Below are 14,371 nucleotides of genomic sequence, written 5' to 3'. Positions count from 1 at the left end.
AGAAAGCGGGTAAGGTTATCAGTGTTAAGCGGGGTTCTTAAAGAAAATATAGGAGCTATAGAAATTCCCGAATTGCGCTTAGAGTCGGGCAAGATTTTAAAAAGGGTGAAACAGGTTTATGCCATGTACGGTTCCTTAGATGTAGGCAGGGTCGTACTGGTGTGCCACGCCCTTACGGGGAGTCATCATGCCGCTGGTCCGAATATTCCGGGGTTGCCTGAAGCCTGGTGGGATCCTCTGATAGGACCTGGAAAGGCCATTGATACCAATAAATTTTGCGTTATTTGTTTTAATATGCTGGGTAGCCCCTACGGCAGCACTTCTCCGACTACTCTTTGCGAAGACGGACGACCTTATGGCATGCGTTTTCCACTCATATCGGTGAGAGATATGGTAAGAGCGCAATACGAAGCGCTTAAACTCATGGAGATAAAGGAGCTTGAGTGCGTCGTTGGCGGATCTTTAGGTGGAATGCAGGCCTTGGAATGGCCTGTAAGTTTTCCAGAAATGGTTAGAGGGGCTATAGTCATTGCTGCTCCAGCCTTTACTTACCCGCAGGCAATAGCGCTCAATGAAGTACAGCGTCAGGCCATTATGGCAGATCCTCAATGGAAAGGCGGAGATTACTATGGATCAACGCCTCCCGAAAGAGGGCTTGCCATAGCTAGAATGCTTGCCATGATCACTTACAGGAGCGAAGAGAGCTTTGCAAAAAGATACATGAGGGAACTTGCCTTCGGCGCTCCATGGGATTGGAACGGCAAGTTTAAGATTGAGACCTACATACATCATCATGGCGAAAAACTGGTACAGAGGTTTGATGCTAATTGTTATTTATACTTGACCAGGGCTATGGATTTGCACGATATTGGAGAAAGAAGGGGAGGCGTAAGGAACGCACTTTCAAGGTTCAAGGGTCATCTTTTGGCCGTAGGTATATCAAGTGACTTGCTCTTTCCAAACTGGCAAGTCGAAAAAATAGCACTTGAGGCAAGAGAAGCAGGCGTGTCAGCCTACTACGATGAAATCGAAAGCGATAACGGCCATGATGCCTTTTTAATAGACATTGATCAGCTTGACGAGATGATTCGAGGTTTTTGGAGAAAAACTGAGTCTTAGTTAGCGTTAAATTGGTTCTAGAAGGCTTTATTTCAAATAATGCGGAAAATTTCTAGGGGTAAGAACTCAAGCATAATCTTTCTGATAGGCTCTATTTCAAATAGTGTGGAAAAATTTCTGTGGCAAGAACCCTAGCATCATCTTTCTGACGTAGACCTCTATGTTTCTAAGGCCAAAAGAGATTCGTTTTAGCATCTTCACCTTCGTATTGCATCCTTCGGTATAGGCGTTGGTAGTATTGTTGTCGAAGTAATTTAAGATGGGCTCACGCCATCTTTTAAGCGTATTTGCCCACCTTCGGGCTTCAGCGTCGTCAGAGGCCTTTAAGTTTATGATGACTAGCTCCAACTGCCTTAAAGCTTCTTTTTTGTCCCTTGCACTGTAAAGTTTCCTCAAAGCTTCCTTAGCCCAGTAAAAGTCCTTGAGGTTTGGGTATTGGCTTAAAAGCTCGTCTAGCTTTTCTTTTCCGCCTTCGCTTAACCGCTCAAATCCCACGAGGAATATCTTTTTGGGTATCCTTACTTTTTCTTTTGTTACGTACGTCTTGTTCTATCCTCCTTGCCTCGTCCATGCGTCTGTTTCCGTCTGCTATGATGTGGAAATGGTCTACGACTACATTGGCTTTGGGGAAAAGCCTTTGAGCCAACTTTCTAAAGCCCTCCTTCATGTCTATGCATACTTCCTTGACCCTTTGGCTTGGGATCTTCTTTAAAAACTCCTCCAGGGTAGAAAGGCGATCGTCCTTTAGTATTCCAAGCACCCTCTTTGCCATTACGTCTGTCACCACTATCACCATGTCCTGATGCCTGAAACTGTGTTCATCTATCCCTAGGTGAAGTTCTTCTAAGTCGTCTATCATTGATCCCGGTAAGTCAGCCATCCTCACGAAGTCCATCAACACCTTTTTAATTTTGCCGTAGGATATGTGAAGAAGCTTTGCCACCTCTTTGAAGCTCATGAACTTTAGCAACCACAGTACCCACATCTCGGCCATATTGGTAAGCCTGCTCCTTGGCCTTAGGATTTCAAGCCTCCAAGTGAAGGTGCGACCACAGGACCTGCACTTCCACCTCTGCAGTCCCCATATTTCAAGATATACCCTCTTGCCACAGATAAAAGCATGCAGCACCCTTCTTTGGTCTTGCATGGCCGTGTCTGTAAAGGTGCTTTGAGCCGCAATGAGGACAAAACGCCCTTTCCCCTTTGGCCTGAACTTTAATTACTACAAAATCTTCCTCTTTAACTACTTGTATGACCCTTAGACCTTCCAACCCAAGCAAATTAGTGATATCATTTAAATGGCCTTTGGCCATGGTGGTAGGAGCCTCCTTTCTTAATGGGTTTGGTTGGTTCTTACCACCATTATATTTTTAAGTCAAATTTTCCACACTAAAGATTATAGAGCCTTTCTGATATTGACAGAATTGATTGGTCGTGGTTATACTAATACGAGTCAAGGGCGGATAGCTCAGCGGAAGAGCACCTGCCTTACACGCAGGGGGTCATAGGTTCGAACCCTATTCCGCCCACCATGAAGTAGTTTCAAGCGGGGCTGTAGCTCAGCCGGTTAGAGCGCTGGCCTGTCACGTCAGAGGTCGCGGGTTCGAGTCCCGTCAGCCCCGCCAGTTAATGAGGTGGCGAGAGGCGAGATAGCTCAGTAGGTAGAGCAGCGGACTGAAAATCCGCGTGTCCCCAGTTCGATTCTGGGTCTCGCCACCATTAAAGAGTTAGAAATTGCGGAAGTAGCTCAGCGGTAGAGCATCACCTTGCCAAGGTGGGGGTCGCGGGTTCAAATCCCGTCTTCCGCTCCAGAAATTTCGGCGGCATAGCCAAGTGGTAAGGCAGGGGACTGCAAATCCCTTATTCCCCGGTTCGAATCCGGGTGCCGCCTCCAAATATAAACCTTACTCCGGCGTAGCTCAACCGGCAGAGCGGGTGGCTGTTAACCACTAGGTTGCAGGTTCGAGTCCTGCCGCCGGAGCCATTTTTTTAGTTTGAATAGAGTGTCTGCCATATAGAAGAAGTCATATCAGGTGACTTACATATTTTTAAAGTAATAAATTAAAACCTCGTGTTGTAGTTTCACGAGGTTTTAATTTATTTGACCCTTAAAGGCATCAGAAACGCCGGTTATCTGAGAGCCTATGTCATGGACGTTGCTTCAAAGATTTTGTTACAATGAATTGTAGGTCCAAGATGAGGGGGTGAGGTAATGAAAAGAGGATTATTGGGTATCGCTTTAATGCTGGTGCTTTTATGTGTTTTGGGCGCTACTTCCGCCAATGCAATGACGATCAAAATGTCTTATAACGGGCCAGCCGATGAAGTGAACAACGCAGTGCATTATTATGCAGTGAACTTCAAAAAGATGGTGGAAGAAGGCACCAAAGGGGAAATTCAGATCCAACTCTATCCCGATAGCCAGCTCGGTAACGAGGAGGAACGCATGGAACTTTTAACGAAAAGCGGGCTTAATCAGCCAATCATCAATGTAGCTTCTTACGCCGGAATGGCTCCTGTACTTCCCGAACTTTACGCCGCGTCGATACCTTTCATGTTCGATAGTTACAAGGCGGCGCACATATTTTTTGATACTGGCAGCTACTGGACCAAACTGAAAGATGAATTCAAGAAACGAACTGGAGCAGTCTTACTTGAAGCGGTTGAGGAGGGAGGATTCCTTGCCTTTACAAATTCTAAACGTGAAATAAGGCATCCAAAGGATTTTAAAGGGCTGAAATTTAGGGCCATGGATGAAGGGCAAGTAACACTCTACAAAGCCTTTGGGGCCAGCGGCATTCCTATTCCATGGACAGAGCTTTACATGGCACTTAAGACAGGTGTGGTGGACGGACAGATGAACCCGGCTACATATGTTATCATCGGAAGTCTTTATGAAGTTCAAAAATATATGACGTTAGCCAATATCCAATATTCCGATCAGTTTTTGGTGATGAACGGCGATTTATTTGACGAATTTCCCGAAGAGAATAAAAAAATTGTCATCAAAGCGGCTCATGAGGCAAATGTTGCCACTCGTCAAATGGTCGAAGCTCAAGATGCAGAGCAGATCAAGTTTTTGGAGAGCAAGGGCATGCAGGCTTATACGCCTAATGCTCAAGAGATGGACGCCTTCAGGGAAATTGGACAGTCAGCTTACGTTGAATGGCTAAAATCAAAAGTGGGACAAGAGTGGCTCGACATGGCATTGAATGATGCCAAAATTGCTAATGAAAAGGCCAAGTAGCGATGTCAAAAGGTTTTTGCGATAAGGTGGTATATAAGATAGAGCGAGGATGTGCCCTTATATCGTGCTCGCTCTTATCTTTGAACATATGCGACATATTGATTGGCGTTTTTTCGAGGTACTTTTTTCACACTTCATTTATATGGACAGAGGAATTGGCCCGTTATTCCTTAATATGGATGGTAATGATGGGAGCTAGCTGCGCCCACGTTAGGGGCGATATGATGGCCATTGATTTCGTAATGCCGAAATTTCCCCTCTTTTTGCAGCGATTCTGTAGTTTGTTAAGAGCTGTTATAAGCGTTGCAGTTTTAGGGCTGATGATCTACCTGGGAACGGTAAACGCTTTGGGAAATTGGAAAGTGATGACCATGGGCATGGGAATTCCTAAGACGATTCCGCTTCTTTCGCTTCCCGTGGGATTGGGCGTTTTGTTCGTTGAATTTGTTCTTTATCGAGATAAGAGGGGAATTGAACAATGAGCCTTTTGATACTGTTGCTCTTGTTTTTTGGGTTGATGATAATAGGGCTTCCTCTCTATCTTGCGCTTCTTTCCGTTGCCTTTCTGGGCGTTATAGTACTGGGCGATGTTTCCCTTCTTAGAGCGGTAAGCCAGCAGTTTTTTGGTGGTATGGATTCATTTACTTTAATGGCCATCCCATTTTTTGTATTGACTGGATCGTTAATGAACATGTCCGGGTTAACTGACAGGCTTATAATTTTTTCCAAGCTTTTAGTGGGTTCAATACGGGGAGGATTGGGATATGTCAACATCGTCGGTGGGATAATATTAGCCGGGGTTAACGGTTCGGCTGCAGCCGATGCTTCAGCCCTTTCGTCAATACTTGTCCCGGCGATGAAGAAGGAAGGATACAACCCTGGATATGCAGCGGGTTTAACGGCCGCTAGTTCCTTGATAGGCCCCATAATACCTCCTTCGATATTTATGATCATCTATGCTTCTATGACCAACACGTCGATCGGGGGATTGTTTGCAGCAGGAATAATACCTGGATTAATTCTTGGTTTAGCCTATGCAGTGATGAATTATTTCTACGCTGCGATGTATAGGGCTCCTGTTTCTACTAGCGAGGAAAGGTTAAAAATAAAGGAGACGTTGATATATTCAATACCGGCCTTGATAGCGCCTGTCATCATAATCGGAGGAATCGTAACCGGCGTGGTGACTCCCACTGAGTCTGGAGCTCTGGCTGTTGCCTATTGTCTGTTGATCGGATTATTTTATACAAGGGAACTTAACAAAAAAGGAATTTTTGCTGCCCTCTATGAGACCGTTCGTACGACCAGTTCAATTTTTCTAATCATGGGCGCTGCTCAAGCAGTTGGGTGGCTGCTCAAATGGGAGAGGATACCACAACGTTTCGCCGAATTATTGGCAGGAGCAGGCCTTGTAGTCAAGCCCTGTTTTGCTCATGTTAACCTTTACCGGTATAATATTTGTCGTTGGATGCTTCATGGAAGAAGTGGCGACTTTGACGTTGCTCACTCCCATTTTTTATCCGCTGGCGGTGCAGGCGGGCATTGATCCGCTTCATTTTGGGATTGTGATGACATTGAACGTAACCATTGCTTTGGTTACACCCCCAATGGGTGCATGCAATTACATAGTATCAGCTGTTGGCAAAGTACCCTTAGGGGAAGTTTTAAAGTTCGTATGGCCTTTCGTAGCGGTGTCTGTAGTAGTTGTTGTAATAATAATTTTATGTCCTATCGTCGTCACCTTTGTGCCTCACGTTTTGGGGTTGTGAAGAAAGGTTCTGCTGATGGAGACATGTTTGGGTTAACCGGAAGAAAAGCTGGAGCACTTTTCATTATGTCTGTCATGACAATAAAAATGGGTTCGTATTCATGCCTCTGATGGGAGTGAGGTGAATTATCAAGAAAAGTTGTAAATTGGAGAGGAGCATAATAAACAAAGAAAATGAAGAAGGTGGCAATTTACACTGATGGAGCATGTTTAGGCAATCCCGGTCCCGGAGGATACGGCGTGGTACTGCTTTATAACGACCATAGAAGGGAGATATCCGGCGGGTTCAGGCTCACGACGAACAATAGAATGGAGATATACGCTGCGATCGCGGGATTGAGCGCGTTAAATTGCAGTTGTGAAGTGACTCTTTATACGGATTCAAGGTACCTTGCCGATGCCATGAACAAAGGGTGGGTAAAGCGATGGAAGGCAAAAGGTTGGATGCGTAATAAAAAGGAAAAGGCATTGAACGTGGATTTGTGGGAAAAATTGCTGGAGTTGTGCGATAAGCACGTAGTTAAATTTGTATGGATTCGGGGCCACGATGGCAATCCGGAAAACGAACGTTGTGATGAACTTTCGACGTTAGCGGCAAGACAAAAAGATTTGCCCATAGATGAAGGCTATGAAAGAACATTGAATTTTCATGAATAAACTTATTTACTTATAAAGCAGCAAAGTGCGGGTATGAGATTTTGCGCTGATAACAGGCCCGAATTGCTTTTATTTCCAGTTTCATTGAAACTTAGGCAATTTGTACATCGCTTGATGTGGTATTATGTGCTGCTTTTCGAGCAAGTTTGTTTGCTTGACTACGGGGCTAAGAGTAGTAAGATATTTTATAGAAAATTAAATATATCGCCAGGGGGTGCTCCGATAAGAATCGGGGCTGAGAGAATACTCCTAGAACTTGATCCAGGTAATGCTGGCGGAGGAATTGGCGAGCCAAAGAAGTTTAAATAGAAATTAAAGTTGCTGGTTGAAACTTTGATGCCGCCAAGAAGGCGGTTTTTTTATTGCCTCGACTTTCGCTGTTTCCCCGCCAAAATTTCACAAAATTCTTAAGGGGGTTGCGCGGTAATGAAGTTGGATGAATTAATAATAACCAAAGCTATAGTTGATAGGTATTTCAGAAAGCTGACGGAACATCTTGATCTAGATGTGGCCGTCGTAGGTGGAGGGCCATCGGGTTTGGTTGCTGCTTATAAATTGGCCAAAGCTGGCAAAAAGGTTGCTCTTTACGAGCGGAAGCTTAGCGTTGGTGGTGGTATGTGGGGAGGCGGAATGCTTTTTAACGAAATAGTAATCCAAGAAGAGGCCAAACAAATTTTAGACGAACTGGAGATAAGGGCTTTTCCCTATGAAGTGCAGGGTTATTACACCGCTGATTCCGTAGAAGCAGTGAGCACTATCACCAGTAAAACCATCAAAGCAGGGGCGGTGATATTTAACGGGATTAGCGTGGAGGATGTTGTAGTCCACGATGAAGGTCGCATACAAGGACTTGTAGTAAATTGGACGGCCATTGAAATGGCAGGGCTCCACGTCGACCCTTTATCGATTCGTTGCAAGTATGTAATAGACGCTACCGGGCATGATACGGAGGTTGTTAAAGTTGTGGCTCGCAAAATGCCCGGAAAATTGCTGACCACCACCGGTAATGTGGTGGGAGAAAAATTTATGTCAGCGGACAAGGCCGAAAAATTGACCATAGAAAACACTCGCGAAGTTTTCCCCGGACTTTATGTTGCTGGGATGGCGGCTAACGCTACATTTGGGGGCCCGAGAATGGGGCCAATCTTCGGGGGATGCTTCTTTCAGGTGTGAAAGTAGCAAGAGATATTGTGGAAAGGCTGTGAGTCGAAAAAATACTAACCGCTAAATTTGGGGCAAGTCCAAGGTGCATTTGGAGCTTGCCCTTGAATTTTTTTGCTATTAGCATGATCAACCAATTGGCAGAATTGTCATGTTGTGGTAAATTTAAATTAATAAAAGATTGCATTGGAGGTGTCAAAGATGTTGGATATCGCCCAATTGCTTTCGGTGGGAACGGAAAGGGTTGTTAAAAAGACCGTAACCGCAGAGGATACCGTGGGGAACTCTTCGCTTTACCTCGAACAATTTTTATCGACTTCGGCTTGTATAAATATGATTGTGCGAATGGCTACGGAGATGGTAGATGGGGCTCTGCCTCAAGGTTTTATCTCGGTTGGTTATCACACCGAGATAACCCATGAAGAGCCCACGATGATGGGGGCAGAGGTTTCATACAAAGTTACTTTAAAAGAAATAAACGGCAATAGGTTAATCTTCGATTTTGAGATAAGTGATAAAAACGGAATCGTGTGTTACGGTAAACATGTTAGGGCCATCGTCAACTATCCGAAATTGCTTGAAAAGGCGAAAGAAAGAACGGGCGCGTAAGTTCTAAAGTCCTCCTGCTTTATTTGCGACAAATGACTTATTAGAACGAGTCAAGAGAGGTGTAAGGGGGAATTGGATTTGGCGATACCTGAGGGCGAAATCATGGCCGTTGAAGGAAAAAAATTTCGAATTGAGATGAGAAGGGACAGATGTAAGGGGTGTGAAATATGCGTTGAATTTTGTCCCAAAAAGGTGTTTGAAGCTGATGAACTTGGCCGCCCTGTTCCTGTAAGGATTGATGATTGCATCGGATGTGGCACATGCGAATTACGATGCCCTGATTTTGCCATTGAGGTTAAGTCAAAAGGAGTGTCGTGACGTTGACTGGGAAAATTGGATTCATACTTGGGAACGAAGCCATCGTTGAGGGAGCGTTGGTATCGGGTGCAACGTTTTTTGCGGGTTATCCCATTACACCCTCGTCCGAGATAGCAGAAAGGGCTTCCAGGAGGCTGCCGCAAGTTGGCGGTTACTACCTTCAAATGGAAGATGAGATCGCGAGCATCGCTGCCATTATAGGTGCTTCCATAGGCGGCGCTAAGGCCTTCACGGCAACCTCCGGCCCTGGTTTCTCCTTGATGCAGGAAAATATTGGGCTAGCCATCATGGCAGAAGTTCCTTGCGTGATAATAGATGTTCAAAGGTCGGGTCCAAGCACGGGATTGGCCACTCGCCCTGCGCAAGCTGACATAATGCAAGCCCGATGGGGTCGTCATGGAGATCAGTCCATAATTGCCTTGTCTCCCTCTTCGGTGCAGGAATGTTTTGACCTTACAGTTTGTGCCTTCAACTTGGCCGAAATTTACAGGTGTCCCGTGCTTTTCATGGCTGACGAAACGGTAGGGCATTTGCGTGAGGGATGTGTCCTGCGGTCCAAAGATGAAGTCGAAATCATAGACAGAAAACGTCCACCTGAAGGGTTGGATGAGTATTATCCCTACGGGGCGGACAAAGATTTAGTGCCTCCTATGGCCACCCCGGGCGGACAGTATTTGGCTAGATTTCATTCTTCATCACATAACGAAAAAGGTTTGCCCACCAGTTCTCCGGAGGAGGCTAAAAATTTGATCAAGAGGCTATACGATAAGATAGAAAAGAATAAAGATAAAATCGTAAAATATAAGACCTTCGACATCAATGATAGCGAATATTTGTTAATCGCCTTTGGTGGAGCGGTTAGAGCGGCAAGACAAGCTGCTCTGGATGCCAAAAATAAAGGACTTAAAGTGGGCGTCTTGCAACTTCAGACTGTTTGGCCCTTTCCGGCGGAATATGTCTGCGACTTAGCAAAAGGTAAAAAGGGAATCGTTGTGCCCGAGATGAACGTGGGACAAATAATCGGAGAAGTCAGAAAAGCAGTTCCTGATGCAGTTCCAGTCGTTGGGGCGAACCGTTACGATGGCGAACCTCTCGCTCCTTATGAAATAATGAAAGCTCTGGACGAGGTGCTATCCCTATGAGCAGGAGATCAAAAGAAGTCAGTTGGAAGGCCTTCTTGAGAGAAGAAAGCCTTCCCCATCAGTGGTGTGCTGGTTGTGGATATGGTGTAATCTTGAAAAGCATGCTCTATGCCTTTGAGAAATGCGGGCTTGCACCGAAGGATGTCGTGGTGGTAACTGGCATCGGTTGCTGGGGCAAAGCGGACGATTATTTGTACACTAATACGGTTCACGTAACTCACGGTAGGGCCTTACCTGTAGCCACAGGCATAAAGGTGGCAAATCCGTCCTTAAAGGTTTTGGCCTTGATGGGCGATGGCGATAGCGCAACGATTGGTGGGAATCACTTAATTCATTCTTCGCGCAGAAACATAGACGTGACAGCCATAATAGCGAATAATTTAAATTATGGCATGACGGGAGGCCAGTATTCCTGCACCACTCCTTTGGATTCTAGGACATCTACTTCTTGGTATGGAGATCCGGAGCCGGCACTCGACATTTGTCGTCTCACCGAAACAGCTGGAGCAAGCTTTGTTGCGAGGACTACTGTCTATCACATGACCATGATAGAAAAATATATTTTAATGGCGCTTTCTCACGAGGGGTTCTCTTTGGTTGAAGTCATTTCCCCTTGCCCCACTTACTTTGGCAGGTATAATAAGATGCCCAAAGCGTCCATCATGCTCAATTGGTTAAAGGACAAAGCAATATCAATTGAGCGCGCAAAGAACTTATCGGAGGAAGAGCGCAACGGAGCCATTGTAACCGGAGTGTTTGCGGATAAAAAAGGACATTCTTTCTTGTCTCGCTACAAAGAAATTCAAGCCAGAGCGAGAAAAGACCCTGAAAGCGAGTGAACAGCCATGAAGTATGAAGTCATCTTCGCCGGGATTGGCGGTCAGGGAGTTATTTTAGCTGGGTCTTTGCTCGGAGAGGCCGCCGTCAGTTGCGGATTGCGAGCGGCTCAAACCCAAGCCTACGGGGTATCCGCAAGAGGAGGTTTTACCAAGACAGATGTTATCATTTCCAATGATGAAATCTTATATCCATATGCTTTAACCCCCGACCTCATCATTGCATTAGCCGAGGAGGCTTTAGTGCGCTATCTTGATATCGATAGCGATAGATTGTATGGTGATTTACGATTCCAGTGTCATCGAAGCTTCTAGATACGACCTCGGTGTAAGGTTTATAGGTCTTCCAATAGCTGAAACCGCTATAAAGTTTGGATCTCCTAGGAGTGCAAACATTCTTTCCCTGGGTGTGGCCGCGAGCTTCATCGAAGAAATATCGGAGGAAACGTTAGGCAAAGTTTTGGCGAAAAGACTCCCCGCGAAAGTTTTGGACAAGAACATTGAGATTTTGAACAAGGGCATTGAACTGGGAAAAACTATAAGTTCAAAGAGCTGATTTTTCAGGCAAAGGATTTATGAAAAGACAATGATTTTAAAAGCATGGCGAAAAGAGAAGCAAGATCCAACTCGATTTTCGCCATAAATCACTTCACGTTGCCCCGCCTGCGATATGATTACGAGAGATGCGTGCCATTTGGTTACACTTTTGTGTTGTTAAATAAGGCAGGCAAATTGCTGTGCTAGTTAACCAAACTAATTAATAAAGTAAGTAAAGGGGGCCACAATTGGCCCCCTTTACTGGCCGTTCGTTACTTCATTAGCAACAAAAACTGCAACCTGAGGAAGCCTTTTCAATTATGGCCTTGCAAAAGTAAGGAAGATCATTGGGGGTCCTACTGCTTATGAGGTTTCCGTCTACTACTACGGCCTCATCCACCCAGTTGGCGCCAGCGTTCACCATATCGTCTTTTATGGCTCCGACAGAAGTAGCCTTTCTTCCTCTTCAGTATTCCCGCTGAAATAGGCACCCATCCTGCATGGCAAATAAAAGCGATGATTTTATTGGCATCATTCAGCTTTTTAACTATCTCAAGTGCCTTTGGGTATCTTCTAATCTTATCGGGAGCATATCCTCCGGGAATCACAATACCATCGTAATCATCAGGGTTCACTTCATCGAAGGATATCTCGCTTTTGCATGGATAGCCGTGTTTACCTCGATATAGCTTGCCCTTTTCGGGGCTTGCTACTACGGTCTCTGCTCCTTCCTCGATCAATCTTATCTTTGGGTACCATAGCTCCAAATCTTCGTAATCCTCTTCTACGAAGAATATAAAACGTTTTCCGCCGAGTTTAGACATAGATTTCACCTCCATGCGAAAGTTTGACAGTACTTATTTTATTAGTTTTGCCAAACATTTGCAAAGCCCTACAATGTTGAGTTAAAGCATTAATCTTCCTTCTAATTCACCTCTAAGCTCATCATACCGTTTTCTGACGAATTCCATGTGACTTCTTTCCATCTTCGCAAGATCCCTAAACATGAGCTTCGTTTCTTCTGGACTCTGCCTTCTCGGCCAATTCTTCGTAAAATTCCGCTGCCCGGAGTTCAGAAAGGTAAGCGGTGGATATCAATCGGAGGAGGGAATAGTAATCCTTAAATTCGTCGGCCTGAACGCGAAGTGCTGGGTCCACGACTACATTTGGATCAGGCGTGAAGGGTTCGCCAAAAAGCTCTTCGTAATATTTTGATAAAGTGTCTTTGTGCGTTTCTTCCCAGTCTGCCAAGTTCTGAGATTTCCTTTTTTAGAGCCGGCGTTCTGGCGTTTTGGGCCCAGGTTTTGTAAAATTCGTTTGCCTGAATCTCAGCGTGTATCGCATAAGTAAGGGCACTTTTCATATCGAATCCACATTCTGCCATTTCATGCTCGCCTCCTTGTAAATGATTGAACATTATTGAAGCGCTTTTATAATAGCATATCACGCCAAATCAGATCAATGATAATTTAGAATACTTTGGTCATGGACGAGCCTGTGATATAATGAAATCACAACAGCGGAGCAGTCATTGTATGCATCTTAGCATGAAGGGAGGATTTCGATGATGAGCATCGACATGAAAACAGAGCGCCTGGGCATAGAGCCCATAAGCAAGCTGCTTTTATACTTTTCACTGCCAGCTATGGCCGGATTGTTCGCAAACGCTCTCTATAACATAGTTGATAGGATATTTGTCGGGCAAAATGTTGGACAAGCAGGACTTGCTGCTGTTACAGTTGCTTTTCCACTTTTTGAGATATGCATTGCACTATGTGTTTTGGTGTGTGTTGGTGCCGCATCCATTGCCTCAAGAAGCCTTGGAGCGGGTAAGAAAAAGAGGGCCGAGCTTGTCCTGGGGAATGCCTTGACTATGTCTGTTGTCTTTGCATTACTTGTTTGCGTTGGCATGTTGTGTTTTCTTGATTCTGCATTGAAGTTTTTTGGAGCAAGCGAAGCGATACTTAAACCTGCGTGCGACTATATGATCATAGCGTTGATCGGTATGCCATTTTTCATCATTTCCTTTGTGCTTAATTCTATGATTAGGGTAGAAGGATCACCAAAATGGGCCATGGGTACTCTTGTCATAGGAACGGGAGCCAATATTTTCTTGGACTGGCTTTTCATTTGCGTGTTTGGTTGGGGTGTAAAGGGAGCCGCTTGGGGAACGACCCTTTCTGAATTTTTATCGTGCCTTTGGGTTGCATTATATTATTTAAAATATAGCGTGCTGAGATTCAGATACGAAAACTTGAAACCAAGAAAGCCTCTTATCGTTAATATGTTAGCTATAGGAGTGACTCCCTGTATAACTTCTCTATCCTTTGCCGTACTCCTAGTTCTTCTAAATCAAGCAGCTTTAAAATTAGGTGGTGATATGGCCGTTTCTTCGGTAGGAATATTTCTTGCTCTGGACAGTTTGTTCTTTTTGCCAGCACTGGGAATTAGCGAAGCAGCACAGCCCATCATTGGGTACAATTATGGGGCAGGCCTTTACCGTCGCGTCAGAAAGGCCATTATACTGGCCCTTTTTGCATGCTTGCTCGTGTTTTCTTTTTCCTGGGTTTCAACTCAACTCTTCGCGCGGCGGATCGTTCAAATTTTCTGCGATGATCACCAGGCTTTGATCGAGATGACAACACGCGCCTTGAAAATTGGATATACTTTTCTGCCAGCGGCTTCCATATTTGTGGTGACTTCCTACACGTTGCAATCCTTAGGCAGAGCCAAAGAAGCATTATTTATTCAACTAGTACGCCAACTTGGTGTCTGCTATCCGGCCATCTTATTGATGCCTCGTATATTTGGTTTGGATGGAATTTGGATGGCTTTTCCAGCCACAGACTTGGGAGGTTCAGTTTTGGCTTTCTTTGCACTTCAGCGTGAACTAAAAAAACTTAAGAGAAACGAAGGAATGGCACATCCACTGTTGGAGGTTGCCTCAAATAGGTCAAGCAGCTGTCCTTAGTTCAAC

The 14,371-nt window shown here is 45.0% G+C and carries 17 protein-coding genes, 6 tRNA genes, 1 pseudogene and 1 riboswitch; of the genes and pseudogenes, 20 read left to right on the top strand and 4 right to left on the bottom strand.

The features are described 5' to 3' along the window. The first annotated feature begins 21 nt into the window (after window positions 1-21). Window positions 22-1,119 carry a homoserine O-acetyltransferase MetX gene (gene metX, locus AC5SXE_RS01235; RefSeq protein WP_493916363.1) on the top strand — a complete coding sequence of 366 codons (1,098 nt, stop codon included), beginning with the start codon at window positions 22-24 and terminating at the stop codon, window positions 1,117-1,119. 96 nt (window positions 1,120-1,215) lie between these two features. Here metX and AC5SXE_RS01230 read toward each other — a convergent pair. Further along, a pseudogene (locus tag AC5SXE_RS01230) lies at window positions 1,216-2,432 on the bottom strand (ISL3 family transposase). A 144-nt stretch (window positions 2,433-2,576) separates the two neighbouring features. Between AC5SXE_RS01230 and AC5SXE_RS01225 the strand changes: the two are divergent. The 18 genes from AC5SXE_RS01225 to AC5SXE_RS01140 all read left to right on the top strand — a co-directional run bounded on the left by AC5SXE_RS01225 (window position 2,577) and on the right by AC5SXE_RS01140 (window position 11,413). Next, window positions 2,577-2,651: transfer RNA gene (locus AC5SXE_RS01225), tRNA-Val, on the top strand. Window positions 2,652-2,667: 16 nt separating this feature from the next. Then, a tRNA-Asp gene (locus tag AC5SXE_RS01220) sits at window positions 2,668-2,744 on the top strand. A gap of 18 nt (window positions 2,745-2,762) precedes the next feature. Continuing rightward, window positions 2,763-2,838 (top strand) — tRNA-Phe (locus AC5SXE_RS01215). 17 nt (window positions 2,839-2,855) lie between these two features. Further along, window positions 2,856-2,930: transfer RNA gene (locus AC5SXE_RS01210), tRNA-Gly, on the top strand. Window positions 2,931-2,938: 8 nt separating this feature from the next. Next, window positions 2,939-3,013, top strand: a tRNA-Cys gene (locus tag AC5SXE_RS01205). 14 nt (window positions 3,014-3,027) lie between these two features. Beyond that, window positions 3,028-3,103, top strand: a tRNA-Asn gene (locus AC5SXE_RS01200). Between the two features lie 228 nt (window positions 3,104-3,331). Next, window positions 3,332-4,366, top strand: a complete 1,035-nt coding sequence (locus AC5SXE_RS01195) for a TRAP transporter substrate-binding protein (protein ID WP_493916362.1) — start codon at window positions 3,332-3,334, stop codon at window positions 4,364-4,366. A gap of 2 nt (window positions 4,367-4,368) precedes the next feature. After that, complete coding sequence (locus AC5SXE_RS01190) at window positions 4,369-4,848, top strand: TRAP transporter small permease (RefSeq protein WP_493916361.1); 480 nt, start codon at window positions 4,369-4,371, stop codon at window positions 4,846-4,848. Continuing rightward, window positions 4,845-5,912 (top strand): TRAP transporter large permease, encoded by a 1,068-nt coding sequence (locus tag AC5SXE_RS01185; protein ID WP_493916360.1) that lies wholly within the window; start codon window positions 4,845-4,847, stop codon window positions 5,910-5,912. The genes AC5SXE_RS01190 and AC5SXE_RS01185 overlap by 4 nt, the downstream gene beginning before the upstream one ends. After that, window positions 5,800-6,135 carry a TRAP transporter large permease subunit gene (locus AC5SXE_RS01180; protein WP_493916359.1) on the top strand — a complete coding sequence of 112 codons (336 nt, stop codon included), beginning with the start codon at window positions 5,800-5,802 and terminating at the stop codon, window positions 6,133-6,135. The genes AC5SXE_RS01185 and AC5SXE_RS01180 overlap by 113 nt, the downstream gene beginning before the upstream one ends. A gap of 173 nt (window positions 6,136-6,308) precedes the next feature. Beyond that, window positions 6,309-6,791, top strand: coding sequence for a ribonuclease HI (gene rnhA, locus AC5SXE_RS01175; RefSeq protein WP_493916358.1), 483 nt, complete (start codon window positions 6,309-6,311; stop codon window positions 6,789-6,791). Window positions 6,792-6,991: 200 nt separating this feature from the next. Further along, window positions 6,992-7,092: riboswitch (TPP riboswitch) on the top strand. Between the two features lie 125 nt (window positions 7,093-7,217). Further along, window positions 7,218-7,964, top strand: a complete 747-nt coding sequence (locus tag AC5SXE_RS01170; protein WP_493916357.1) for a sulfide-dependent adenosine diphosphate thiazole synthase — start codon at window positions 7,218-7,220, stop codon at window positions 7,962-7,964. A 189-nt stretch (window positions 7,965-8,153) separates the two neighbouring features. Next, window positions 8,154-8,561: a thioesterase family protein gene (locus AC5SXE_RS01165; RefSeq protein ID WP_493916356.1), complete on the top strand. Its 408-nt coding sequence runs from the start codon at window positions 8,154-8,156 to the stop codon at window positions 8,559-8,561. Between the two features lie 78 nt (window positions 8,562-8,639). Next, a complete protein-coding gene (locus AC5SXE_RS01160) occupies window positions 8,640-8,879 on the top strand; it encodes a 4Fe-4S dicluster domain-containing protein (protein WP_493916355.1) in 240 nt (79 codons plus the stop codon). Window positions 8,880-8,881: 2 nt separating this feature from the next. Then, on the top strand, window positions 8,882-10,021 hold the full coding sequence (locus tag AC5SXE_RS01155; protein WP_493916354.1) for a 2-oxoacid:acceptor oxidoreductase subunit alpha: 1,140 nt from the start codon (window positions 8,882-8,884) through the stop codon (window positions 10,019-10,021). Then, on the top strand, window positions 10,018-10,860 hold the full coding sequence (locus AC5SXE_RS01150; RefSeq protein WP_493916353.1) for a thiamine pyrophosphate-dependent enzyme: 843 nt from the start codon (window positions 10,018-10,020) through the stop codon (window positions 10,858-10,860). The genes AC5SXE_RS01155 and AC5SXE_RS01150 overlap by 4 nt, the downstream gene beginning before the upstream one ends. A 6-nt stretch (window positions 10,861-10,866) precedes the next feature. Further along, window positions 10,867-11,172 (top strand): 2-oxoacid:acceptor oxidoreductase family protein, encoded by a 306-nt coding sequence (locus AC5SXE_RS01145; protein ID WP_493916352.1) that lies wholly within the window; start codon window positions 10,867-10,869, stop codon window positions 11,170-11,172. After that, a complete protein-coding gene (locus AC5SXE_RS01140) occupies window positions 11,135-11,413 on the top strand; it encodes a 2-oxoacid:acceptor oxidoreductase family protein (protein ID WP_493916351.1) in 279 nt (92 codons plus the stop codon). Before AC5SXE_RS01145 ends, AC5SXE_RS01140 begins: the two co-directional genes overlap by 38 nt. A 261-nt stretch (window positions 11,414-11,674) precedes the next feature. On the opposite strand, the gene AC5SXE_RS01135 is transcribed toward AC5SXE_RS01140, so the two are convergent. From AC5SXE_RS01135 to AC5SXE_RS01125, 3 genes are all read right to left on the bottom strand, one after another. Further along, entirely contained in the window at window positions 11,675-11,818 is a 144-nt protein-coding gene (locus tag AC5SXE_RS01135; protein WP_493916350.1) for a DJ-1/PfpI family protein, read from the bottom strand. Beyond that, window positions 11,787-12,218 carry a DJ-1/PfpI family protein gene (locus AC5SXE_RS01130; protein ID WP_493916349.1) on the bottom strand — a complete coding sequence of 144 codons (432 nt, stop codon included), beginning with the start codon at window positions 12,216-12,218 and terminating at the stop codon, window positions 11,787-11,789. The genes AC5SXE_RS01135 and AC5SXE_RS01130 overlap by 32 nt, the downstream gene beginning before the upstream one ends. A gap of 175 nt (window positions 12,219-12,393) precedes the next feature. Next, a complete protein-coding gene (locus tag AC5SXE_RS01125) occupies window positions 12,394-12,645 on the bottom strand; it encodes a hypothetical protein (protein ID WP_493916348.1) in 252 nt (83 codons plus the stop codon). A gap of 316 nt (window positions 12,646-12,961) precedes the next feature. On the opposite strand from AC5SXE_RS01125, the gene AC5SXE_RS01120 reads away from it, so the two are divergent. Further along, a complete protein-coding gene (locus AC5SXE_RS01120) occupies window positions 12,962-14,365 on the top strand; it encodes an MATE family efflux transporter (protein WP_493916347.1) in 1,404 nt (467 codons plus the stop codon). Window positions 14,366-14,371 lie beyond the last annotated feature (6 nt).

This window comes from Acetomicrobium sp., assembly GCF_059026225.1.
This window is presented reverse-complemented; position numbering and strand designations above follow the sequence as displayed.

What these genes read in the sequence shown, in the direction of transcription:
- AC5SXE_RS01195 (WP_493916362.1), top strand. Translation starts at nt 3,332, where the DNA reads ATGAAAAGAGGATTATTGGGTATCGCTTTAATGCTGGTGCTTTTATGT.
- AC5SXE_RS01190 (WP_493916361.1), top strand. Translation starts at nt 4,369, where the DNA reads ATGTCAAAAGGTTTTTGCGATAAGGTGGTATATAAGATAGAGCGAGGA.
- AC5SXE_RS01185 (WP_493916360.1), top strand. Translation starts at nt 4,845, where the DNA reads ATGAGCCTTTTGATACTGTTGCTCTTGTTTTTTGGGTTGATGATAATA.
- AC5SXE_RS01180 (WP_493916359.1), top strand. Translation starts at nt 5,800, where the DNA reads ATGTTAACCTTTACCGGTATAATATTTGTCGTTGGATGCTTCATGGAA.
- rnhA (WP_493916358.1), top strand. Translation starts at nt 6,309, where the DNA reads ATGAAGAAGGTGGCAATTTACACTGATGGAGCATGTTTAGGCAATCCC.
- AC5SXE_RS01170 (WP_493916357.1), top strand. Translation starts at nt 7,218, where the DNA reads ATGAAGTTGGATGAATTAATAATAACCAAAGCTATAGTTGATAGGTAT.
- AC5SXE_RS01165 (WP_493916356.1), top strand. Translation starts at nt 8,154, where the DNA reads ATGTTGGATATCGCCCAATTGCTTTCGGTGGGAACGGAAAGGGTTGTT.
- AC5SXE_RS01150 (WP_493916353.1), top strand. Translation starts at nt 10,018, where the DNA reads ATGAGCAGGAGATCAAAAGAAGTCAGTTGGAAGGCCTTCTTGAGAGAA.
- AC5SXE_RS01145 (WP_493916352.1), top strand. Translation starts at nt 10,867, where the DNA reads ATGAAGTATGAAGTCATCTTCGCCGGGATTGGCGGTCAGGGAGTTATT.
- AC5SXE_RS01140 (WP_493916351.1), top strand. Translation starts at nt 11,135, where the DNA reads ATGGTGATTTACGATTCCAGTGTCATCGAAGCTTCTAGATACGACCTC.
- AC5SXE_RS01135 (WP_493916350.1), bottom strand. Translation starts at nt 11,818, where the DNA reads ATGGTGAACGCTGGCGCCAACTGGGTGGATGAGGCCGTAGTAGTAGAC.
- AC5SXE_RS01130 (WP_493916349.1), bottom strand. Translation starts at nt 12,218, where the DNA reads ATGTCTAAACTCGGCGGAAAACGTTTTATATTCTTCGTAGAAGAGGAT.
- AC5SXE_RS01120 (WP_493916347.1), top strand. Translation starts at nt 12,962, where the DNA reads ATGAGCATCGACATGAAAACAGAGCGCCTGGGCATAGAGCCCATAAGC.